The 21,875-nt window shown below is 60.3% G+C and carries 19 protein-coding genes; 5 read left to right on the forward strand and 14 right to left on the reverse strand.

The window, feature by feature from the left end; genetic code table 11:
- Window positions 1-70: 70 nt before the first annotated feature.
- A complete protein-coding gene (locus tag BLS87_RS05615; protein WP_074750888.1) occupies window positions 71-307 on the reverse strand; it encodes a ferredoxin in 237 nt (78 codons plus the stop codon).
- Window positions 308-686: 379 nt separating this feature from the next.
- On the opposite strand from BLS87_RS05615, the gene BLS87_RS05625 reads away from it, so the two are divergent.
- The 4 genes from BLS87_RS05625 to BLS87_RS05640 are packed head-to-tail and all read left to right on the forward strand — an operon-like array spanning window position 687 to window position 4,484.
- A complete protein-coding gene (locus tag BLS87_RS05625; protein ID WP_074750893.1) occupies window positions 687-1,967 on the forward strand; it encodes an MFS transporter in 1,281 nt (426 codons plus the stop codon).
- Between the two features lie 60 nt (window positions 1,968-2,027).
- A complete protein-coding gene (locus BLS87_RS05630) occupies window positions 2,028-2,348 on the forward strand; it encodes a 2Fe-2S iron-sulfur cluster-binding protein (protein ID WP_074750895.1) in 321 nt (106 codons plus the stop codon).
- A gap of 36 nt (window positions 2,349-2,384) precedes the next feature.
- The gene (locus tag BLS87_RS05635; RefSeq protein ID WP_074750897.1) at window positions 2,385-3,620 is read left to right on the forward strand and encodes an NAD(P)/FAD-dependent oxidoreductase; all 1,236 of its coding nucleotides are present in this window, start codon (window positions 2,385-2,387) and stop codon (window positions 3,618-3,620) included.
- A 30-nt stretch (window positions 3,621-3,650) separates the two neighbouring features.
- Complete coding sequence (locus BLS87_RS05640) at window positions 3,651-4,484, forward strand: oxidoreductase (protein ID WP_074750899.1); 834 nt, start codon at window positions 3,651-3,653, stop codon at window positions 4,482-4,484.
- A gap of 46 nt (window positions 4,485-4,530) precedes the next feature.
- Here the strand turns inward: BLS87_RS05640 and BLS87_RS05645 are convergent, their stop codons facing one another.
- The 5 genes from BLS87_RS05645 to BLS87_RS05665 form a co-directional block, all read right to left on the reverse strand.
- Complete coding sequence (locus BLS87_RS05645; RefSeq protein ID WP_074750901.1) at window positions 4,531-4,884, reverse strand: hypothetical protein; 354 nt, start codon at window positions 4,882-4,884, stop codon at window positions 4,531-4,533.
- On the reverse strand, window positions 4,881-6,167 hold the full coding sequence (locus BLS87_RS05650; protein WP_074750903.1) for an MFS transporter: 1,287 nt from the start codon (window positions 6,165-6,167) through the stop codon (window positions 4,881-4,883). The genes BLS87_RS05645 and BLS87_RS05650 overlap by 4 nt, the downstream gene beginning before the upstream one ends.
- 48 nt (window positions 6,168-6,215) lie before the next feature.
- Window positions 6,216-7,007 carry an SDR family NAD(P)-dependent oxidoreductase gene (locus BLS87_RS05655; RefSeq protein ID WP_074750905.1) on the reverse strand — a complete coding sequence of 264 codons (792 nt, stop codon included), beginning with the start codon at window positions 7,005-7,007 and terminating at the stop codon, window positions 6,216-6,218.
- A 159-nt stretch (window positions 7,008-7,166) separates the two neighbouring features.
- Complete coding sequence (locus BLS87_RS05660) at window positions 7,167-8,198, reverse strand: hypothetical protein (protein WP_074750907.1); 1,032 nt, start codon at window positions 8,196-8,198, stop codon at window positions 7,167-7,169.
- Between the two features lie 66 nt (window positions 8,199-8,264).
- Window positions 8,265-9,563 (reverse strand): cytochrome P450, encoded by a 1,299-nt coding sequence (locus BLS87_RS05665; protein WP_074750909.1) that lies wholly within the window; start codon window positions 9,561-9,563, stop codon window positions 8,265-8,267.
- A 238-nt stretch (window positions 9,564-9,801) separates the two neighbouring features.
- Between BLS87_RS05665 and BLS87_RS05670 the strand changes: the two genes are divergently transcribed.
- Window positions 9,802-10,452 carry a TetR/AcrR family transcriptional regulator gene (locus BLS87_RS05670; protein ID WP_074750911.1) on the forward strand — a complete coding sequence of 217 codons (651 nt, stop codon included), beginning with the start codon at window positions 9,802-9,804 and terminating at the stop codon, window positions 10,450-10,452.
- 8 nt (window positions 10,453-10,460) lie between these two features.
- Here the strand turns inward: BLS87_RS05670 and BLS87_RS05675 are convergent, their stop codons facing one another.
- The 8 genes from BLS87_RS05675 to BLS87_RS05710 all read right to left on the reverse strand — a co-directional run bounded on the left by BLS87_RS05675 (window position 10,461) and on the right by BLS87_RS05710 (window position 21,803).
- Entirely contained in the window at window positions 10,461-12,044 is a 1,584-nt protein-coding gene (locus BLS87_RS05675) for a phytoene desaturase family protein (protein ID WP_074750913.1), read from the reverse strand.
- A 98-nt stretch (window positions 12,045-12,142) separates the two neighbouring features.
- Complete coding sequence (locus tag BLS87_RS05680; RefSeq protein ID WP_074750915.1) at window positions 12,143-12,973, reverse strand: SDR family NAD(P)-dependent oxidoreductase; 831 nt, start codon at window positions 12,971-12,973, stop codon at window positions 12,143-12,145.
- Between the two features lie 29 nt (window positions 12,974-13,002).
- Entirely contained in the window at window positions 13,003-13,824 is an 822-nt protein-coding gene (locus BLS87_RS05685) for an enoyl-CoA hydratase/isomerase family protein (RefSeq protein WP_074750917.1), read from the reverse strand.
- Between the two features lies 1 nt (window position 13,825).
- Complete coding sequence (locus tag BLS87_RS05690) at window positions 13,826-14,791, reverse strand: VOC family protein (RefSeq protein ID WP_074750919.1); 966 nt, start codon at window positions 14,789-14,791, stop codon at window positions 13,826-13,828.
- A 93-nt stretch (window positions 14,792-14,884) separates the two neighbouring features.
- Complete coding sequence (locus BLS87_RS05695; RefSeq protein WP_074750921.1) at window positions 14,885-17,392, reverse strand: efflux RND transporter permease subunit; 2,508 nt, start codon at window positions 17,390-17,392, stop codon at window positions 14,885-14,887.
- Between the two features lie 69 nt (window positions 17,393-17,461).
- Window positions 17,462-18,622, reverse strand: a complete 1,161-nt coding sequence (locus BLS87_RS05700) for a WD40/YVTN/BNR-like repeat-containing protein (protein WP_074750923.1) — start codon at window positions 18,620-18,622, stop codon at window positions 17,462-17,464.
- Window positions 18,623-18,746: 124 nt separating this feature from the next.
- The gene (locus BLS87_RS05705; RefSeq protein WP_074750925.1) at window positions 18,747-20,111 is read right to left on the reverse strand and encodes a DUF1329 domain-containing protein; all 1,365 of its coding nucleotides are present in this window, start codon (window positions 20,109-20,111) and stop codon (window positions 18,747-18,749) included.
- A gap of 30 nt (window positions 20,112-20,141) precedes the next feature.
- Window positions 20,142-21,803 carry a DUF1302 domain-containing protein gene (locus BLS87_RS05710; protein ID WP_074750927.1) on the reverse strand — a complete coding sequence of 554 codons (1,662 nt, stop codon included), beginning with the start codon at window positions 21,801-21,803 and terminating at the stop codon, window positions 20,142-20,144.
- Window positions 21,804-21,875: the final 72 nt, after the last annotated feature.

Below are 21,875 nucleotides of genomic sequence, written 5' to 3' on the forward strand. Positions count from 1 at the left end.
CTTTCCTTCCCCTGTTCATGCGCACACGGTTGTTCGATTGCTGACGGCAAAAGCGTCGTCAGGCAAAGACTCAGGCAGCGTTGTCGGGAGTATCGAGGGGTTCGAGCCAGATCGCTTCGGCCGGGCAGGCTGCGGCGCCTTCGCGGGCTTCGTCTTCAAGCTCGGGAGGCACTCGGTCATCATCAAGATAGACCAGTCCATCGTCGTCAAGCTTGTAGATGCTGGGGCAAACGGCGGCGCACAGGCCATAGCCGCAGCAGCGTGAACGGTCGGCCACCACTTTGAATTGCGGTTTTTCTGAACTCATTTCTTGTCTCCGTTGTAGGTTCAGTTGCGCCAATAATGAACACTTTCTGAGCATGTGTAAATATTTCATCCACATCCTGTGCTCTTGGGTGCAATGCAGCTCCATGACCCCCGATTTTGAGCATCAGCGAGTTTTTCAGCGGACAGCCATGGATTTTTCGGCCTTCTGCTATGACGACTTTTTGGCCTATTTGATGAACATATATTCGATTTATGTCTATTATTTTGTCGAGACGCGCGGTCAGACGGCTAGACAGACATAACCAGCTGCCATATTCTCGATCCTGCACGCGATTCTTCAGGGAGAACGACCATAGCGTCGCTGTTGCTTGCACGGCTCCAACACCTGGCTCGACAAAACCTATAAAGGAAGCCAATACATGACCTCTTCGAAAAGCGAAGCGGCGATCGATTTCACCGAATTTCGAAGCGCCTGGAAGATCCTCATCCTGTCCGTGGCCGGCGTTGCGATCAGCATCAATGCTGCGCTGCTTTATGGCTTTGGAACCCTGGTCGTTCCATTGAACCAGGCGTTCGGCTGGACCAGGCCGGAATTGCAGGCGTGCATCACTTTCCTGTTCGGCGGCGCCGTCATTTCCCTGCAATTGGTCGGCTGGTTCAACCTTCGCTACGGCATCAAGCGCGTGACGGTGATCTCATTGCTGTTGCTGGTGCTCGGCTACCTGGCAACCACCCAACTCACTCATTCGATCTGGTCGATGTATCTGGCATTCGCACTGCTGCCCATCGTCGGCATGGGCACGCTTGCGGTCACCTGGACCCAATTGTTGAGCCTCTGGTACGAACGCAATCGCGGGCTGGCGCTGGCAATCGGCTTGTCGGGCACTGGGCTGACAGCAGCCATCGTCCCGCGCCTGATGAGCTGGGGTATCGAACAGTGGGACTGGCGGGCGGCGTTCGTCATGCTCGCAATCCTGAACCTTGTGGTGCTTCTGCCGCTGACCCTGCTGTGGTTCCGCTTGCCGGGTGTCGAAGTCAAACGCTCCGAGCTAGCCGAGAAAGCCGCTGACCATCTGTTGCTCACCCTCCCCGGCGTGAGCTTTCGCGAGGGTATGCGCTCCGGCAAGTTCTGGATCTGTAATCTGGCCCTGTCGCTGGTGGTGTCCTCGGTGGTCGGCATGGTCACCAGCACCATTCCGTTGTTGCAGTCCAAAGGGCTGAGTGCCGCCGATGCCGGACTGATCTTCAGTGGGTTCGGGATCTCCCTGATCGTCGGCCGGATGTTGATCGGCTATCTGCTCGATCGGCTCTGGCCGCCCGCCGTGGCAGCGGCCAGCCTGATGATGCCAGCCGTCGGCTGCATGATTTACCTCAGTGGCACCACGGATTTCCAGATGCTGCTGATGGCCGCCATGCTGGTGGGTTTCGGGGCCGGTGCCGAATTCGATATCGCGGCCTTTCTGGTCGCACGTTACTTCGGCCTGCGCGAGTACGGCCGCCTGTTTGGCGTGCACCAGGGCCTGAATACCGTGGCCTCTGCCCTCGCTCCGTTGCTGTTCGCCTTCATGCTCAGCCGCAGTGGCGACTACTCGGCAATGCTGGTGTATTGCATGGCCTGCTGCCTGATCGGGCCGCTGTTGTTACTGATGCTGGGACGCGCCCCCCGATTCCAGGGCGCTGCACTGGCGGCGTCCTCCTGAAGACTCGTCGCCCACGCCAACGCTCTTGACTTCCGACAATAAGAAACAGAGGAAACCCGTATGCCCGTTCTGACCTTGATCGAATTCAACGGCACCGAACATCGCGTCAACGCTGACATTGGCCAATCGGTCATGCAGGCCGCCAATTTTGCCAACGTCCCGGGCCTGCAAGCCGATTGCGGTGGTGCCTGCAGCTGCGCGACCTGTCACGCGTTCATCGACGATGCCTGGCTGGCACGCGTCCCTGCCGCCGAAGAAACGGAATCGGACATGCTCGATTACGCCTGCGGCCGGGCCGAAAACAGCCGGCTGACCTGCCAGTTGATCGTCAGCGACGCACTCGACGGACTGGTGCTTCGGTTGCCTGAATCCCAGTACTGAGCCTATTTCCGATCCGATCAAGTTCAAGGAGTTGTCATGTCACTTGCCTCAATCGTGATTGTCGGCGCAGGTCAGGCGGGCTATCAGGTCGCCGCTTCGCTGCGCCAGGAGGGTCATACCGGCCGTATCGTTCTGATTGGCGACGAACCCGGCCTGCCTTATCAGCGCCCTCCATTGTCCAAGGCATACCTGCTGGGAAAGATTGCAGACACCGCACTGCTGTTTCGCCCGGCCGATTTTTTCGCCACGCAGAACATCGAACTGATCCACGATCAGGCGACAGCCATTGACCGGATCAACCGCCGGGTGCTGCTGGCCTCAGGCGAAGCGCTGAGCTACGACCATCTGGTGCTGGCGACCGGCGCACACAACCGCCCGCTGGCGGTGCCTGGCGCGCAACTCGAAGGCGTCTTCGGCATCAAGACCAAATTGCATGCCGACACCCTCGCGCCCTTGGTCCATGCCGCGCGAGACGTGGTGGTGGTGGGCGCCGGGTTCATCGGTCTGGAGTTCGCGGCGGTGGCCGCAGCCCTTGGAGCCAACGTACACGTGCTGGAACTGGGCGACCGCCCTATGGCACGTGCGGTATCCCGGGAGATGTCCGAGGTGTTCCGCAAGGCTCATGAAGGCTGGGGGGTGCATTTCGATTTTCGCCAGGGGCTGGCCAGCATTGAAAGCGACAACGGCAAAGTCTGCGCGGTGATCACCAGTGACGGTCGCAGGCTGCCAGCCGATCTGGTGGTGTTCGGCATCGGCGTGATCGCCAACGTGCAAATCGCCAGTGAAGCCGGGCTGCACATCGAAAACGGGATCAAGGTCGACGCTCACCTGCTGACCAGCGACCCGCAGATTTCAGCGCTGGGCGATGTCGCGTGCTTCCCCTGCCTGCACAACGACCAGCAGCCGATCCGCCTGGAGTCGGTACAAAACGCCGTGGATCAGGCGCGCTGCATCGCGGCTCGCCTCATGGGTAAACCTGCTGCGTATGAAGCCCTGCCGTGGTTCTGGACCGATCAAGGCGCACTCAAGCTGCAGATCGCGGGCCTGTCCACCGGCTACGACAGCAGCGTGATCGTCGGCTCGCCCGAAACCTCGCAGTTGTCGGTGCTGTGTTTCCGCAACGATCAGCTGATCGCCGTTGAATCCTGCAATCGTCCGGGCGACCACATGGCAGCCCGCAAGATCCTCGCCCGTGCGCCGCAACTGACTGCGGCACAAGCGGCAGCGCCGGGGTTCGAACTCAAGGCATGGGAAGTGGCCAACAGGCCCTGAATCCGAACGGACTTTTACAGGAGTCGAACGATGAGCAAGGTCTGGATGATCACCGGCGCCTCGCGCGGGTTGGGTGCGTTCATTGCCAGGGCCGCCTTGGCCGCTGGCGACCGCGTAGTGGTAACGGCGCGTCGTATGCAAGCGCTGGACGAGTGTTTCACTGAAGGCCCGAATCAGCTGTTCAAGCAGATGCTTGATGTCACCGATCCGCAGGGGGCAAACGCCGCAGCGGATGCGGCATTGACGCACTTCGGGCGCATCGATGTGCTGGTCAATAATGCCGGCTACGGTCAGTTAGGGCCGTTTGAGACCAACAGTCAGGCCCAGGTAGAGCAGCAGTTTCAGACCAATGTCTTCGGTGTGTTCAACGTTTGCCGCGCCGTATTGCCACTGATGCGCAACCAACGTAGCGGCCACATCTTCAACCTGTCGTCGGTCGGCGGTTTGATCGGGATGGGCGGAGCGTCGTTGTACAGCGCCTCGAAGTTCGCGGTCGAGGGGTTCAGCGAAGCGCTGGCCCAAGAAGTCGCCAGCTTCGGCATTCGCGTGACGCTGGTCGAACCCGGCGTGTTTCGCACCGATTTCCTGGACGGCAGTTCAATGGCGTTCGGCACCCTCCCCGTGAACGACTATGCGGCACTGGTGGACAAGCTGCAGGCGTCTTGCGCGGCTGGAAATCATCAACAGACAGGCAATCCGGCGAAGCTGGGTGATGCGCTGGTAGCCCTGGCGAACCATGACGCCCCACCGCTGCGCTATCTGGCGGGCAGCGATGCATATAGTCAGGTCAATGCAAAGCTTGTGCGCATGCACGATGAGATCGAGAAGTGGCAGGCGCTATCGGCCTCAACCGACGGATTTTGAACGCCGCTGGTGCCAGGCGGGATTCTCATCCCGCCTGCTCGATATATCAGGCCGCGATGAAATACCGCACCGACAACAACCCCTCTTCGAACCGATACAACTCGATGGTTTCGATTCCCCCCTCATTGCCAATGAAGGCATTGCGGTGGTGACAGGCAGCCTCGCTGCCGTTGATGACCACCAGCTTCACTTCTATGCGGACACGCGTCTGCTGCTGGGCCCACATACCTTCCAGTACCTGCCAGGCATCACGCTCGGGCTGGCCGACGTATTCGATACTCAGCCCCTTGCTCGCGACCTCTCGGTAATGGGCGAAGAACCCTTGCTTGTCGCCTTTGTTCCAGCACGCCACCTGGCCGTGCAGGAAATCTTCGATGGTCTTACGATCAGGAATACTCATGGATGTACCTCGCGGGAAATGGAGCCGGTGGACGATCGGTACAGGGGGACAGAACCCAGGGTCAGCATCACCAGCGGCGCGATGACGGCGCACGCCAGGCAGTAGAAAAGCACCGGATTGTAGTTGCCGAACACGGTAAACAGATGCCCGAACATGGCCGGCGCCAGGCCGGAAATCACGGTGACCAATCCAAGGTGCAAGCCAAAGATCCGCGCATAATCGCGAAGCCCGAAATAGCGCGCGATCAGAAACGCAGCGATATCGAATTCCGCACCGGCACTGAATCCGATGCAGATCGTCGCCAGCACCAGCAAACCAATGGCTTCGGGACCACTGAACATGAACAGCAGGCACCCCAGCGCGGGAACGCAAAGACTGGCGGCAGCGATCACATGGGGTGCGAAGCGATCCAGCAGATACCCCACCAGCAGCCTTCCTGCGATGATCGAGATACCGAAGCTGCTGAAGATCTGGCTGGCGGTCAGGCTCGGCACCCCCTTGTCCTGAAGATACGGCACGATGGTCGTCACCATGCCGACGATCAACGACACGGACAGAATCAGCGCCAGATTGCAGCCCCAGAACACCCGCGTGCGGATAGCCGACGCAAACCTCATCCCTTCGACAGCCGGTTGCGCAGTGGAGGTATCCGGCGAAGTCGACAACTGCGCCGGAAACCTGAGCCACAGCAGCGCCATCGGCAACGTCAGCAGCAGCGGCATGGCCGCGAGCTGGATAAACGCCGAGCGCCAGCCTCCGTGCTGGATGGACCACGCCAACAACGGTGGCATGACCATCGCCGCCACCCCCGAGCCACTGAGGATGATCGCCAGGGCCACGCCCCGGTTGCGCTCGAACCAGAGACTGACCAGTTGGGTCCAGGTAATCGCAATGGTGCCCACGGCCAGAAGCGGCATCAGGAAGAACGCCGCGTATAACCAGTAAATGCTGCCGCCGAGCATCGTCAATGCGCCATAACACAACACCTGAAGCACCAGGGAAACCAGCGCTACCCGTCGCAACCCATAGCGGGCATAAAGGCTGCCCAGCAGCTGGGAGCCAATGGCGACGCCGGCGAACAGAAACGTGATCGATGTCTGCAATTCGCCGCGACTCCAGCCGAACGCCTCCTGCAGCGGTATCACCAGCGTGCCGAATCCGTAGAGCAGTGCCGCACTCATGCTGGTAAGCACTCCCGCCAGCCCCAGTAAGACCACCGGCCACCCCTGCTGGAACTCCCCCACTCTGGCGCGACTCGTCAATGAATCCTGCAAAACGGTCATGATCATGCTCCGGCGTCAGACATGAATCAGTGTCTGCCGCATCGAAAGTTAATGGGCGTTTTTCAGTGAGGCATCGATCTTGGGCAGCGCTACCATGGTCGCGCCGCCGTCCACCAGCAAGGAGGTGCCGGTGATGTATGACGCCTCGTTGGAGGCGAGAAACATCACCGCCGCTGCGATCTCTTCAGGCCTCCCGACCCGTGGCACCGGGAAGTTCGCCGCCAGCGTGTCCGGCAGCTCATGACCGAGGGTTTCGTGCATGTGATCGGTGCCGATCAGGCCGGGCTCGACCACGTTGACCAGCACATTCAGCGCACCGAGCTCCACGGCCAGGCCTCGGGCGAAAGCGTTCATGAAGGCCTTGGTAGAGCCATAGGGGATCAGGCGAGGCGTGTACTTGCGGTTGGCCTCGCCTGATGAGATGTAGATCAGGCGCCCCTTGTCGGCGGCTCTGGAGAGATGCGGCGTGGCATCTTTGGCCAGCCAGAACAGCGCCTGCACATTGCTGCGTACGATGTGATCGAAGGTTTCGTCGGCCATCTCGACAATCAGGCCGCTGCTGGTGTCGGCAGCGCAGTGCACCAGAATATCCAGCGCTCCGAAGGCATCGACGCCGCCTTCGATCATCCCCTTGACGGCGGCGCGATCCGCTACATCGCCGCCCACCAGGCACGCAGAACCACCGGCAGCCTCGATCAGCGCAACCGTTTCCAGCCCTCGGCTCTCGGTGCGCGCGCTGACCACCACCTTCGCACCTTCACCTGCAAAGGCCAGCGCAATGGCCCGCCCCATGCCACGACCAGCACCGGTCACCAGAACCACTTTGTCTTGGAATCTCATTGCCCAGACCTCTTTTTATTGTTGTGTTGTATCCGCGCCATGAACCGCTCCTGCCCCCTTGGTTCCAGAGGTCCGGCATGCCGCTGGAGACGCCATTCAGCGTCCCCGCCGGCAAGCCGCACTGCTACAGAAAAAGGGACAAGGGCGGCCTCGCCGGGGTCAGATTTGCGAACCCTTCACATTGCGCGACGGGCCGTTGCGACGATCGGATTCACCCCATGCCAGCCAGCGGTCCGGCTCACGGGTATCGCCGACCCGGCGCCAGCGTCCTTCCTGCTGTGCGGTGACCGGGAACCCACCGACGAAATCAATCATTTCGCCCTTCGGATCCGGTAAAAACTCCCACTCTTCCTGGCCATCCAGCACGATCCGCGCGGTATCGACGAAGTAGCTGCCTTCCTTGTGCTTGACCAGCCCTTCGATGTCAGTGGTCACGCGCACTTCACCCTTTTCGTTGGCAAAAATCGCGTAACCGAGATGGTCGTGGCCGACCATGAACGAACCGGTATCCCAGGTGCCGTCCTTGTAGACCGTGGCGAACGTCCACCAGATCACGTGTTTGTTGTTGTTCACCACCAGGTCTTTCTTGAAGTGAATCGCGCCGCCTTCGGCCATATAGAACTGATCCAGCGCCATCGCGCCCTTGACCGGTTTGCCATCACACACGCCGGCGATGTCCCACACCTGAGAGACATAGAACGTTCCCCACTCCACGCCCGGCAGATACCACTGCAAGCCCGGTGCAAGTAGGCGTCCTTCCAAGTTGAACAGCCCGTCTTCGCGGTAGGTGATGCGCTCACTCGACGCGGTGATCTCCCAGCCGTTGCCAGGTTCACCGGGCTGGCTGCTCCAGCGCACTGTATCGCCTTCGACCACTTGCACAGGTTTGGGTGTCAGCGCCTGCCGGGCGATTCTCGTCTGGTCCATGCGCAGGTTTTTACCGTCGACCAGGGTGGTCATGAAGAAAAATTTGGTCGGGTTCGGCGTGCCGGTCGGGGCCATGATCGAGCGCACGAACGAGTAGATGTTGCCCTCCTCGTCGCGCACTGAACCGAAGGGCGCGCTTTTGCTCAGCTGCAGGCCGAAGAATCCTCGCTCGCCGGCCATGGCAGGGCCCGTTACCTTGTGCGGGCCTACCAGTTGCTGGAAGCCGAAATCGCCGCGTTCAGGGATGGTCTTGAAGGTTTTCATGCTGTGTGATCCCTCTTTTTGTTGTTGAAATTCTTTGCTGAAAGGCAAACCGATGACCTGGCCGTATCAGTCCCAGATCACCGACAGGCTCGACGCCCCACGCAGTTGTGCGCCACTGATCACCGGAGCGGGTTTGGAAGGGTCCAGACGTACGTTGGGAAAAAGATCGAGGATCGCGTTGATCGCGCAGTTGAGCTCGACCTTGGCGACGAACTGTCCGATGCACATGTGCGGGCCGAAGCCGAACCCGAAAGACGGCTTGGGTTTGCGATCGATGTCGAATGCATCCGGGTTCTCGAATGCCTCTTCGTCGCGGTTGGCCGACACGACCATGCATTGCACAAATGCGCCCTTGGGAATCTTCACGCCACGGATTTCCACATCCTTGGCGGCTTCGCGCACCTTGAAGGTGGCAACGGGTTCATAGCGCACGGTTTCGTCGATCAGCTTGCCGATCAGGGTGCGGTCGTTGCGCACCCGGTCCAGCAGGCCCTTGGTGGTCAGCAGCAAGGTGAGCACGGAGCTGAACGTGCGTGAGGTGGTTTCGCCAGCCGCTGGCAACAGCGATCTGACGAACGTCGTGACCTCGTGATCGTCAAGCTGACGCCCTTCGTGCTCGGCACGCAGCAAGCGGCCAATCAGGTCGTCGCCGTCACTGCCGGTGGCGCGGCGCTGGATCACCACCTTGAGGATCTCGTCATACAGGGATTTGACCGCAATCCCCGCCAGACGCCGCGCCTCGGGCGCCTTGGCCGGGTCGATCTGATTGCCCCCCACCATTGCCAGCGCCCAGGCCGCGTATTGTCGATAGGTTTGCGGGTCGTCCTCGGGGAAGCCCATCAACGCGTACATTTCGCGGATCGGGAAATTCAGCCCGAAGTCCATCAGGTCGGCGCGCTTGTCGCCAATCATGGGGATCAGGAAATCCTCGCGGATCACCCGATCGATCTTGCCGCGCCATTTGTTCACGGTTTCCGGCATGAACGCCGGTTGAAGCAACGCGCGTACCTTGCGGTGCTGCTCACCGTCCATTGCCAGAATGATCAGACCGTCGAAAAAAGCCCCCAGACCTTCGGCGATGAAACCGCTGGTGAAACTGGCGCCGTCGCGCAGCACCGCCATCACATCCTGATACTTGAACAAGGCGAACGTCGGCCGGGTTCCGGCCTGCATGCCGGCATTGGTAGGTACGCCGAAGCGGGCAACGAAGTCGCCTTCATGGACGGGCGACTGGTGGCGCATTTCCCGACACAGCGCGTGGATGTCCAGGTCCGCTCCCTTGTACATGTCGGAGACGGCCGAGTAAGCGGATTCGAGGTTCAGAACGGTACTGTCGGCTTCAAGGACGGTATTTTCGCTGCTCATGCTTCACACCTTTTTATTGTCGTTCTTGTAGGGGGTATCGAGTGAATGTCGCGCTCCATGGATGGTATCCACCGAGCTGTTCCGGGCGTGTTCAATTCGTTGTACGTGGGGTAAAACGAAACGTCGTGGTGCAGAAGACGCGTACAGGGATTGCTTGTTTCGCGGTACGGCGGCAGTGTGTCCCTCAGCGTTGCAATGGCCTGCTGCGCAATAAAAAACAGCCCACAAGGAGACACCGGTGAAAAGCCCCGAACAGCCCGAGGTCGGCAAACTCAATACCTTGAAGCGGATTCTGGCCTCGGCCCGTCAGGCGTTTTCGGACAGCGGGCTGGCGGGCGCACGTATCGAGGACATCGCCCAGGAAGCGGGCGTGACCAAACAGCTGATCCATCACTACTACGGCACCAAGGAAGGCCTGTTCGTCGCCGTGCTCGACGAAGCCTCTGACAGCATCATGTCGGAACTTTTGGGGCTGGAAGTCGAGCATCTGGCACCCGCCCAAGGGCTACGAAGGGTGCTGAATCACTTCTTCGATCAGTACGCGCTAGACCCGCTGATGGGTTCACTGGCGCTGGAAGGCATCCGCTACCATGATGCGCACCACACCCCGCGCAATCACTTTCTGGAACAGGCGCCGCGATTGGTGCACAAGCTTGATGCCCTCCTGCTGCGCGGTTCGCAAAGCGGCGTTTTCAGGAAAGGTATCGACGCCCGTCTGTTCCTGGCCACCGCCGCACTGGTGACCACGGGCTGGTTCACCAATCGTTATTCCACATCAGCCTTGACGGGGCTTGATACCTACTCAGAAGAAGGCCTGCGAGTGTGGCGCCAGCATTCGGCCGACTTCGTACTGGCGAGCATCGCGGCGCCCGGCCAGCCAGGCGCCTGACGCATACCTCACTTGAGAAAGCGCTTGACCCTTCCGGCGGCGATCTTGCCCGGCATGCCGGTCACGCCGCCGCCTGGATGGATGCCCGCCCCCCCGAAAAACAGTCCTGCGATGGGCAGCGTCTCGCCGCCCAACCCGGCCGCGGGCCGCATGGTGCTGGAACGGAAAATCGAAGTGTCGATGTGCAGTACGCAGCCATTGTGAGCGTTGAGCCGTTTCGCCAATTCAGGAGCGGTTTCCACTCGACGACCTATTTCCATACTGGCGATTTCGGGAACGTACTGGCTGGCGAACTCGATGGTCTGGCGCACCGCCTGTTCGCGAATGGCATCCCAGCCCTCACGTGGATTGACTGGCATGGCCGGCGGATAGAGATAAACGATGTCCTGCCCTTGCGGCGTCTGTGATTCATCGATAGCGCTTGGCGTCGCGATCCACATCCACGGCAGTTTGGGGACTTCACCGCGGGCAGCGGACTCGAAGTTTTCGATCACCGCTTCTGCCGTTCCCACCAACAGCACAGGGCCGCGCAGGTTGAGCCCGTCAGCCCGTCTGGACTGGTGCAGCGGCACGCTGATTTGCCCGCTCAGGGCGATGTCGACTTTCAAGGGTGAACCGCCGTGGGCGTTGGCGGGCGCCATGGCTATGCGCGTCAGCCATTTCCTTTCCAGCTCACCGGCCGTGACCATGTCCAGTGCCACCTTGGGATGACAACTGGCGACCACGGCACGTGCCTTGATCACCTCGCCGCTTTGCAGACGCACGCCAGTTGCCTTGCCTTCACGGGAGATGATCTCGGCCACTGGAGCCTCTGTGCGCACCTCGCCACCCAGCTCCTTGAAACGCGACAGCATCGCGTTCGGGATCGTCTGCATGCCGCCGATCGGCCGCCCGATGCCGAAGCGATGAAGGAAGCCCAATACCGCGAAGTACAAACCGCTTCCATCGGCTTTCACCGGCCCTGCGGCACCGGTCAGACAGGTCAGCGCAGAAATCGTGACCGGATGCACGAAGCGCTCGACAGCTGCTCCGTAGGCCGAGCCAGTGGCGAGTGCGACGATGTCCGGCTTGATTGCCTTGTGTTTGCGCAGCGTGCGGAATGCCTTGAATTTCACGCCAAGATTCTTTTGCGCCGGGTCGACTCGCATCATGGGGTGGACCACGTCCAGCAAGGCGAAGATCACTTCGACGAACTTGACGTAGGCATCGGCGTCCTGCGGGGAGAATTTGCGAATTTCTTCTGCGGTCTTCTTCGGATCACGCCAGAACACCAGCGAGGTGCCGTCCGGGTGCAGATAGACATAAGCGGGTTTGAGCTCTACCTGTTTGAAACCGTGGCGCTCCAGCTGCAATTCCTCGACCACTGAATGGGCCCGCAGCGACAGCAGGTCGGCGGCGCATGGGTGCACCAGATGGTTCGGCGCTTCGGGAATCAGGTAACCGGAGGACGCCATGCCACCGACTTTGTCCAGTGCCTCGAGCACCAGCACCGACTTGCCTTCACCCGCCAGATAACAACCCGCCGACAGACCGTTATGGCCACCACCGACAATCACCACATCGTATTCGGATTTCTGCGCTGCACTATTCATCTCGAATCCTTTTCAACCTGCATCAGTGGCCCACACGCCGAGACCGCACCGGGTCGTGCCGGTGCGTGGGCAGGAAGGCAAGAAGAGTGGAGCAGGCGTTACATCCCCGAACGGCCCATTTTTTCGAACAGCGCACGCATCGCCACCAATGACGGGGTATGGCTGCTGAAGCCACCGTCGGCCACCAGCGTGGTGCCGGTGATGAACGACGATTCATCGCTGGCCAGGAACGCCACCACATCGGCGATCTGACGAGGCGTACCCAGCTCCGGGGTCAGGTGGTTGTCGCGAATGATGTCCAGCAGTTCGGGCGGCATCGAGCCGTGGGCGTTGTCTGCCGGGGCCAGGCCTATCTGCACGGCGTTGGCACGGATGCCCTGCTTGCCGTACTGCGCGGCAATGCTGCGCGGCAGCATCATCAGCGCAGCCTTGGAACAGGCATAGCCGGTCAGGGACATGTCGCCCTGCATCCCCAGCCCCGAAGTGGCGAAGATCACCGAACCGGCCTTACGCTCCAGCATCACCGCGATTGCGTACTTGGAGCACAGCACCGCGCCTCGCAGATTGACGGCAATGGCACGATCCCAAGCCTGCATATCGAGATTGCAGATGTCGCGGTCGCGCTGGCGCTGATCCACGCTGAGCACTGCTGCGTTGTTATGCAGAATGTCGATGCGGCCGAAGCGCGACTTGACCTGCTCGACCATGTCCTTGACTTGCTCCTCCGAGGAGACATCGCAAGCGACGGCCAACGACTGCACGCCCGATGCGGTCACCGAAACGGCGACCTCGCGTGCGGCATCGCTGTCGATATCCACGACCACCACATGGGCGCCCTGGCTGGCCAATACCCGCGCGCATTCAGCGCCCAATCCGTTGCCACCACCGGTAACGATGGCGACCCGCTCTGCCAGTCTTGCTGTGCTCATGATCTTCTTTCCTGTCATTGATCAGCTTTTCATTCACCGGTAAAACGCGGTTCCCGGCGTTCGGCGAACGCCATTGCCGCTTCCCGGGCATCCTTGCTCGGCGCCAGCAGTGCGAACAGGTCCAGCTCCAGATCCAGCCCTTGCTTGAGGTCCAGTTCGAGGGCCGCCCGCGCCGCGCGCTTGACCGAGGCCGACGCTGCGGGCGGCTTGGCGGCAATACGTTGAGCGAAAGCGAGCACTTCGGCATGCAAAGTCGCTGAGTCACCGGCAAGACGACTGACCAGCCCGATCTCCCGGGCTTCCTGGGCGCTCATGCGGTCGCCAGTCAGCAGCATGTCCAGAGCCCTGCCCGGCGCGACGACCCGTGAAAGACGCTGTGTGCCGCCGCCACCGGGTATCAGCCCCAACCCGGTTTCAGGCAACGCAAACACAGCGTCGGGCGCGGCGAAACGGATGTCGCAGGCCAGCGCCAATTCCAGTCCACCCCCCATGCAGTATCCATGGATTGCGGCGATGACCGGCTTGGCTATGCCGTCCAGGCTACCGATCCAGCGCGAGCCTTCCAGGCGTTGGCGCACTTGCAGCGCGGTTTCCTCACCACGCCTTTCCTTGATATCGGCGCCGGCACAGAACCCGCGTGCGCCTTCACCACGAATCACGATGACGCGGATCTGCGGGTCGGCCTCAAGTTGGCGGAGGCCTTGAGGGGCGCCCTGACGAATCTGATCGTTGATCGCGTTGATTTGTCCGGGCCGGGTCAGCACCAGCCAACCCACCGCCTCCTCCCGCTCGATCGATACCGCTTCGTTGATGACAGTCCTGACTGCTTGCTGCGAAGGCTCGGCGGTCATCTCAGCACTCCTCGAACTCGAACAACTGGCCGTCCAGTTCCTTCGGATCGATGCGGATCAGCGGCTTGCCACCGACCGCTTCGCTGGACTCGATCCACTTGAACGCCGTTCCCCGAGCGCGCAGGTCTTCAGCCTTGGCTTCCAGACCGTTTACGCCGATGCGAATGTAATACGGACCTGGTCCCCAACTGTTGAGATACAGCCCGGCCTCACCGTCCCAACGGGTCGCCTCGATGATGTCTAGGGTCGCACTGTTGGCGAGGGTGAAGCCCATGCGGGCGCGGCGGTAACCTTCGTCATGCAGGGTCTGGATCGGGCCACTCGGCTCCCAGTCCAGATTGGCGGAACAGCGACGCAGAGTGTCATCCAGATCGCGTACCAGATAGCCTCGCGCAGTGACCCGCACCATGTCGCCCGGTTTGAGATCCCGTGGCTGCACAGGCGGCTCGGCGAAGGTCTCGGGTGGCATCTGCAAGGGTTCCATGGGCATGATTTCAATGCACAGGCCACCGTCCACCGACGGCTCGTAGTACGGTCTTTCCGGCGTGACACCCAGCCACAAACGGTCGAACGGCATCTCGTCGGTACGCTGGGCCATGCGAAACGGCAAGCGCCTGCGCATCAGCTTCTCCACCAGCGCATTGAACTTGTCGCCGTGGGTCGCCAGGACAATGGAGTGGGTGATCATCGGTCGATGATGGCCCTGAAACTCTTTCAGGCTTTCCAGAAAATCATGGAACAGCGGGTCGCCGGGGTTTGGCTTGTCCAGGTGCCATTGCGGCTCGACACGGGTCGGTGACACCGCCAGCGACTTGTGCACCCGCAGAAAGTGCGCAATGTAAGGATGGTTGTCGAACGCCTGACGCCAGCGCTCGTGCTTGTAGATACCCAGCTTGTCGACCAGTTTTTCGGTCATGGCATCCGGGTCCGGCACCATCATGTCGGCACTCATCAACAACTCAAACATACCCTTTCCCCTTGTGCTTCTTGCTGTACCCGCTGGCCATGCAGCGGTTTTTTTATGGATTGGCTGCGTCAGCCTCGTGGCGGCAACGGTGCCTCAGTGAGCGACGACAGCGGTTGAAGATGCCCTGGGACGGTCCTTGGGCAATAGCGGCTGTGCAGCGTCGAAGGCATCGCTCTGCTGGAGCTCGGCGTCGTTGCCGGCTCCGGGATTGAGCAGGTAATGGGACAGTGCTGGAATCAGGACCAGCGCACCCAGCATGTTCCACAGGAACATGAAGGTCAGAAGGATGCCCATGTCCGCCTGGAACTTGATCGGCGACCAGGCCCAGGTAATGACGCCCGCCGCCATGGTCAGGCCGATCAACGCGACCACGCGGCCGGTGAAGTCAAGCGAACGGCGATAGGCCGTGGCCAGCGAACCACCGCGCTGTTGAACCGCCAGTTGAACGCTCAACAGATACAGCGCGTAGTCGACACCGACCCCTACTCCGACGGCGATCACCGGCAACGTCGCGACTTTCAGGCCGATGCCCAGCCAGACCATCAGGGCCTTGCAGATGATCGTGGTCATCACCAGCGGAATCAGCGCCACCAGCGTTGCCCGCCAACTGCGGAAGGTCAGAAGGCACAGCAGCGCCGTGGCGCCATACACCGCGAAATACATGGTGACGATGCCTTTCTCGACTTCGATATTGGTCGCTGCCTCGATGCCCGCATTGCCCGCCGCCAGCAGAAACAGCGGCTGATCGGCAACGCCGGACGCTTTGCTCTGAGCGGCGAATTCCTGCGCCACGGTGAGCACCCGGTTGAGGGTGTCTGCCTTGTGATCCGCCAGATAGGCAATCAGCGGCGTTACCGAGCACTTCTGGTTGGTGATGCCAGGCTGCGAAATCATCGCCGCGTCCACAGAGGCGTTGGTAATCGCCTGGTCACGGCTGATGGTGAGCCATTTGCCACTGCCTTCGGCCATGCCCGAGGTGATGAAGCGCACGGCCTCAGGCAACGAGCTTGTGGTTTGCACTCCTGGAGTCTGCCGCAAACGCCAGGCCAGGCGATCCATGGCCTGCAGGGCCGGGTAAAGGCGACAACTGTCCTCGGGCGTGGTCATGATCACCACGAACTGGTCGTTGGAGAGCCCATAGTTTTTCGAAATGAAGGCGCTGTCCTGGTTGTAGCGTGAATCCGGTCGCAGCTCCGGCGCCCCCGGGTCGAGGTCACCCACCTTCAGATGCATCATCACCGCGCTGCCACCTGCCGTGACCAGCAGCGATACCGCGATGACCAGGGTCGCCCAGCGACGCTCGGTGAAGCGGTCGAGCCCGCGCCAGATTCTGCCCAGCACACCTTTGTTCGCTTCACCGGCGCGGTCTTTCTCAATGGCGATGCGCGCGGCGCGTTGGCTGACGCCCAGGTAGGACAGCGCAACGGGGATCAGCAGCAATTTGGTGAAGATCAGCACCGCGACGCCGATGCTGGTGGTCAGCGCCAGGTCACGAATCACCGGAATATCGATGATGACCAGCACTGCAAAGCCGACGATGTTGGTCAACAGCGCGGTCAGGCCGGTCAGGAACAGGCGGCGGAAGGTATAACGCGCGGCGATGTATTTGTGGGTGCCACGACCGATGTCCTGAAGAATGCCGTTCATCTTCTGCGTGCCGTGTGACAGGCCGATGGCGAAGATCAGGAATGGCACCAGAATCGAATACGGGTCCAGCGAATACCCCAGCAATTCCATCAGGCCCAGCAGCCAGATCACCCCGGCGATCGCTACGCCCACCAGCAACAGCGTACTGCGCAGGCAGCGGGTGTAGAGATAGACAAACAGTGCAGCGATGACCACCGACACACCAAAGAACATCATCACCGCGTACAGGCCATCGATCAGGTCACCGACCAGCTTGCTGAACCCGACGATGTGAATGCCGATCTTGTCGCTTTGCAGCGAGCGGATCTGGCTCTCAAGCTGCGTCGAGAATTCGCCGTAATTCAACGGCCCGCCAGTCTGCGGGTTGGTCTCGAGCAAAGGGGCGACGATCATGCTCGACTGGCTGTTGTTGGCCACCAGGTTGCCAATGATGTTCGCCCGCGCAATGTTCTGGCGCAGCTTGTCGATGGAGGCCGCGCTGCCATTGTAGTCGGCCGGCATCACGGCACCGCCTTCGATGCCTTCCTCGGTGACTTCTTTCCAGCGAACGATGGGCATCCACAGGGATTTCATCCATGAACGATCGACGCCGGGAATCAGGAACAGCGTGTCGTTGACCTTCTGCAGCGCCTGGAGATACTCAGGGTCGTAGATGTCGCCGGTCTTGTTCTCGACGACGATCCGGATCGTGTTGCCAAGGCCTGGGAGTTCGCTCTTATAGGTCAGGTAGTTCTTGATATAGGGGCTGGCGCTGGGAATCATTTTTTCAAAGCTGGCGTTGACCTGCAGTCGGGTCGCAAAGAACCCGAGAATCAGTGTCGCCAGCACGCAGGCGATGATGACCGGAATACGGTTATTGAAGATGACCCGTTCCAGCAGCCCGCCGGACTTCATGTCGAAGTCCTTGAGATCTGCGATCACCGGCATTCCGCTGTTGTACTTTTGCTCTACCATCGCTGCGTTCCCGTTGAAGATGCTTGCCAGCCAGACAGCTGTCGTTGCCATTGCAATGCGTTGCCAGACTCACTCGGCGGTGGCGATATCCAGGACCCCAGCGCCCGAAAAGCGCGACACCACCAGCGCCCCTGGTTTGCCGCTGTCGCTGGCGCCGTAGACCTCACCGCCCTTGGCGGCGCGCAACTTGCCAACTGTGAGTGCGTTGCGATCGAGGCTCGCGAGTTCACCGCCCTGCCCGACCACCAGCCATCGATCGCCCTGCTTGACGATGCTCACCAGGCTTGAGGTGATACCGGTCTCGATCTTCTGCCATTGCTGACCGTCGTCACGACTGGCGTACAAATTGCCGCGCAAACCATGAACCAGCAGCAGATCGTCCAGCGCTGTCACGCCGAACAGAGTGCCGGCATACGGCAGCTCGACATGGGTGAATCGTTCCGCGGCGACGTCCTGCTTGAGCAGCAGACCCTGTTCACCGCTGATGTAAAAAACGCCGTTGCGTTGCGCGAGGCCATAGAGGTGCATGCGCCGGTCGTTGTCGCTTCGCTCCACCCAGGGTTGCCAATGAGCGCCGTTGTCAGTGCTGTGCAGCACCATGCCAAAAGCACCGACCACGAAGCCATTGCCCTGCGGATCGAACAGCACATCGAGCAAAGGCGCTGCGAGGACTCCCGGCGTTGCGCTACTGCTACTGGCGGTAGCGGTTTCATTGAGCACCCTGGCGGCTTCGTCATTGCCCTTGTCGGCAAGCGGTTGGTAGTAGTCGTTCAGCAGCTTGAGCAAGCTGCGGCCGTCCAGCTGGACCTTCCAGTTCTGGCCGCCATCACTGCTGTGCATCACCAGCGAATCATGACCAACGATCCAGCCATTGCGATCATCGACGAAGCGCACTTGCACCAGATCGGTGGAGACAGGACTCGGCATTTGCTTCCAGCTCTGGCCACCGTCAGTGGAGCGCTGTATGACTCCATGGGGCCCGACTGCAATGAGCGCATCGCCCACTCTGGCCACTGACAGCACTGGCACCGACAAACGCTCGTCGACCGACTGCGCCGCTGTATCCAGTACCTCGCTGACCGTGCTGGTCGAAGCCGCGAATACCGAGTGCATGACCGCCATCAAACAGGCTGTCATCAGGCAGGTTCGAACAGCGGTGAAACAGGTGCGCGCCGGTTTTGCTCCGGCCAGCGACAGGTTGCGATTGTTATGAGGTTCACGGCTGATCATTATTCTTGTCCTCATGCGGACGACCTTGAATGGTCGTCCGATGGCATTGCTCAACGGTTCGATCGGCAGGCCCGGGAGAGTGCACCGCACCCGGGCTGGCTTTCATGGCAGAACCGTCTGCTTCTCAGCGCTGCGTGACCCGAGCAACCACGGCTTCCATGTTCATGTCGCGCTCGTTCAGCGGCTTGTCGACGAACTTGTAACCGCCTTTCAGACCGTCGTTGAGCAACGCGTACATGCCTTTGTTGAAGTCATAGACGACGTTCTTGACGTTGTACGGGATAGTCTTGTCGTAGAGCTGAACTCCACTCAGGAAGATCGCGCGATACAACGTGCCGCTCTTGTCCCACGCGTCGTACAGACCTACGCCATAAGTGTCTTCATCGAGGTAGTAGGTGCGCTTGCCATAGACATGGCGCATGCCTGGCTTGAGCGTGGCTTCGACCACCCAGACCCTATGCAGCTCCCAACGCTCATTCTCCGGATTGGCAAAATGCGGCTTGAATTGATCGTCCTGTTTTGCGGTGAAGTAGAACTTGTAAGCGTTGTATGGGATGTACATTTCCTTGCGGCCGACCAGCTTGTAATCGAAGCGGTCCTGGCTACCGGAAAACATCTGCAGTTCGTCGAACAGGGTAACGCCGCCCTGGCTGGCCACCGGTGTGTCGAAGTTGAATTCAGGGGCCAGTTTTACCCGGCGCTGGCCTGGGGAATAACTATAGGAACGGCGGGCCTTGGACCCCGGATCGAGAAAGTCCTGAAGCATCACCACTTCCCCGGAGCGGCGAGCCGGGTAGTCATTGCGTGAGAACACCCGGGCATACATCAACGGGTCGCGGTCCGCCTGGTTGACCTGGTAGTACGGCGTTTCCTCGAACGTGGCCTGCTCTGCGGTCTTGGTAATCGATCCGTTGGCGTCGACCACCCAGCTGTTGGATGAAGACGTGGTCGAGTAACCCGTGCCGATCTTGTATCGAACCTGCTGGTTCCACATCACCTCATTGCCGGTCTTGGGAATCGGGAACGGAAGACCGCCTCGGCAGGCGGGATCGACCGCCAGGCCGTCTTTCTGGATCTGACAAGCAGTTGCATTGCGCGTAGTTGCGTCCAGCACCGCTTTTGGATAGGCAGTGGTGCGGTGAGTCGGGTAGATATCCAGGTAGTAATCGGGGTATTTCTTCAGCAGCGTCTTCTGGCCTTCGCTCAGTTTGTCGGCGTACTTGTCGACGTTTTTCGAGTCGATTCGAAACAATGGCTTTTCGTCCTTGAAGGGATCTACCCAGAAGCCACTGTCCGGTTTGAAACCTGCCGGAATGCTGGTCAAGCCACCGGTATAGGCAGGAATGCTGCCATCGGCGTTGCCCGCCGCAATGGCACCGAACGGCGTCAGGGTCTTACCGATTTCCGCGGCTTCATTGGCGGGAACCGCAGCCATGCTGCATGTGGCGAACCCCGTCAGCACAAGGGATAAGGCAAGTTGTCGTTTCATACACACTTACTCCGATTCTTATTGGACTTGTCAGAATGAGGTCTTGAACGTGAAAGCGAGCCAGCCACGGTCGGTGCCGCCGACGTTACCGTTACCGGCGACCGTGCCATTGGCCAGGTTTTTCGAGCGCGCGTCGGTGTCTGCATAACGCAGGCCAAACTCATACAGTTGCGCGTAGGTGAATTTCACGCCGACCGAATAGGACAGCGCGCCTTCGTTACCACCACCTGCTGTCGGGGCGTTGCCATGCAAGCCGTAGTTGACGGTCAGCGGCACATCCAGGTCCCACGACGGGAAGATAGAGAGGTATTGCGGGGTGTAGTTGACAGCTACCGCGTAGTAGTTTTTCGACGAGCAACCGTCCGATTCACTACCCGAACCTGCGATGGTCGGCGTGCGGGCATTGGTACAGGCGGCGTTGCCGACACCTTTGTACAACTCATCGTGTTCGGTCACGCGCAGCAGATGGCTGTAAGCGAATTCGCCTACCAGCGTGCCGTTATCGGAAATGAAGTTACGCGGCACGCCATACACGGCGTTAGCGATGAAGTGCAAGGTGTCGCCGCGTGGGCCTTCGTTGTCCACGGTGCTGACGCCAGTGGCATTGAGTGCGCCATTCATGCGGTAGGACAGTTCACTGCCGACCGCCACTGTATCGATCACCCGGGAGAAGCTCAGACCGGCCAGTTTGACCCCGCGTGGATAAACCACCCGGTACAGACCTGAGGCTGCTTTAACCTGGGGAGCGAGCCAAGGCTGGTAGTCGTCGAACTCACGGTAATAAGCGCCGAACGTCGATTCCAGCTCTTCTACGTTGAGCTTGGCCATCACACCCCAGTTGTGTCCATCACGACCGAAGCGCGAATTCTGACGCTGGAACACCGCGCCATTGGCTGCCAGCGGCAGGCGATCCGGCCCTTCGAACAGGGGGTCTGCGGCGCCAAAATAGGTGCCGCCATAAGGAATGCGAGTGGGCTCCCACTCGTAGAAATACTGCCCCGCCACCGACAACCGATCCGAGACCTGAGCCTTGGCAGAAATCTGGCCAACCGGCAGGAACACTTCCTTGGTTTCGATACCCGGACTGGTCGCAGCCTTCACGCCGTCGCTCGGCGCTTGGGAATACGAAACCGCATGAGCACCAAACAACAGTCCTTCACCCCAGTAGTTGGTGTGACGGCCTGCCTTTACGTTGACCGGGGTGTCGCCAATGTTGAAGTTGCGCCAGACAAAGGCGTCGAGGATCTCGCCGGACGGCCCGCGCACATAGCGCTTCACTTCGCCGCTGTAATGATCGTTTTGATAGCTGGTGGCGTAGCCGGCGACGTTACTTTTGACGTCGTCGTCGTGATAAGCCTGGTCGTACCATCCGGCCGCGCTCAGACGGGCGCCCCAGTCGTTCAGGTAAGAAAAGTCGATTTCGGTTAACACATCCAGGCGATTTGTCACAACATCGCCCCGATCGAACTTCCCGTCGGACTCATCGTAGTTGGGGGTGTTCATGATGCGACCGTTCTGCCCATCGGTACGCATGCCCAGGTTGTAGCGCAGCGTATTGTCCCAGCGCAGCCGGTAGTCAGGGTTCGGCAGGTCAAAGGAAGCGGCCAACGCAGACTGTCCGCATCCCAGCACCAACAGCGTGATAGCACCATGGGTCAGCGCGCAGCGACCCCGGTTGGTCATCTCTTTCATACAAACTACCTTTTATTTTTATTTTCAGTCGTTTATGTGCGTCCAGACCTGCTGCTTCGCGCTCTTCCCCGG

The organism is Pseudomonas abietaniphila, from assembly GCF_900100795.1.
GTDB classification, from domain to species: Bacteria; Pseudomonadota; Gammaproteobacteria; order Pseudomonadales; family Pseudomonadaceae; genus Aquipseudomonas; species Aquipseudomonas abietaniphila.

Coding starts and splice junctions, on each gene's coding strand:
- BLS87_RS05615 (WP_074750888.1), bottom strand. CDS start 307: ATGAGTTCAGAAAAACCGCAATTCAAAGTGGTGGCCGACCGTTCACGC.
- BLS87_RS05625 (WP_074750893.1), top strand. CDS start 687: ATGACCTCTTCGAAAAGCGAAGCGGCGATCGATTTCACCGAATTTCGA.
- BLS87_RS05630 (WP_074750895.1), top strand. CDS start 2,028: ATGCCCGTTCTGACCTTGATCGAATTCAACGGCACCGAACATCGCGTC.
- BLS87_RS05635 (WP_074750897.1), top strand. CDS start 2,385: ATGTCACTTGCCTCAATCGTGATTGTCGGCGCAGGTCAGGCGGGCTAT.
- BLS87_RS05640 (WP_074750899.1), top strand. CDS start 3,651: ATGAGCAAGGTCTGGATGATCACCGGCGCCTCGCGCGGGTTGGGTGCG.
- BLS87_RS05645 (WP_074750901.1), bottom strand. CDS start 4,884: ATGAGTATTCCTGATCGTAAGACCATCGAAGATTTCCTGCACGGCCAG.
- BLS87_RS05650 (WP_074750903.1), bottom strand. CDS start 6,167: ATGACCGTTTTGCAGGATTCATTGACGAGTCGCGCCAGAGTGGGGGAG.
- BLS87_RS05655 (WP_074750905.1), bottom strand. CDS start 7,007: ATGAGATTCCAAGACAAAGTGGTTCTGGTGACCGGTGCTGGTCGTGGC.
- BLS87_RS05660 (WP_074750907.1), bottom strand. CDS start 8,198: ATGAAAACCTTCAAGACCATCCCTGAACGCGGCGATTTCGGCTTCCAG.
- BLS87_RS05665 (WP_074750909.1), bottom strand. CDS start 9,563: ATGAGCAGCGAAAATACCGTCCTTGAAGCCGACAGTACCGTTCTGAAC.
- BLS87_RS05675 (WP_074750913.1), bottom strand. CDS start 12,044: ATGAATAGTGCAGCGCAGAAATCCGAATACGATGTGGTGATTGTCGGT.
- BLS87_RS05680 (WP_074750915.1), bottom strand. CDS start 12,973: ATGAGCACAGCAAGACTGGCAGAGCGGGTCGCCATCGTTACCGGTGGT.
- BLS87_RS05685 (WP_074750917.1), bottom strand. CDS start 13,824: ATGACCGCCGAGCCTTCGCAGCAAGCAGTCAGGACTGTCATCAACGAA.
- BLS87_RS05690 (WP_074750919.1), bottom strand. CDS start 14,791: ATGTTTGAGTTGTTGATGAGTGCCGACATGATGGTGCCGGACCCGGAT.
- BLS87_RS05695 (WP_074750921.1), bottom strand. CDS start 17,392: ATGGTAGAGCAAAAGTACAACAGCGGAATGCCGGTGATCGCAGATCTC.
- BLS87_RS05700 (WP_074750923.1), bottom strand. CDS start 18,622: ATGATCAGCCGTGAACCTCATAACAATCGCAACCTGTCGCTGGCCGGA.
- BLS87_RS05705 (WP_074750925.1), bottom strand. CDS start 20,111: ATGAAACGACAACTTGCCTTATCCCTTGTGCTGACGGGGTTCGCCACA.
- BLS87_RS05710 (WP_074750927.1), bottom strand. CDS start 21,803: ATGAAAGAGATGACCAACCGGGGTCGCTGCGCGCTGACCCATGGTGCT.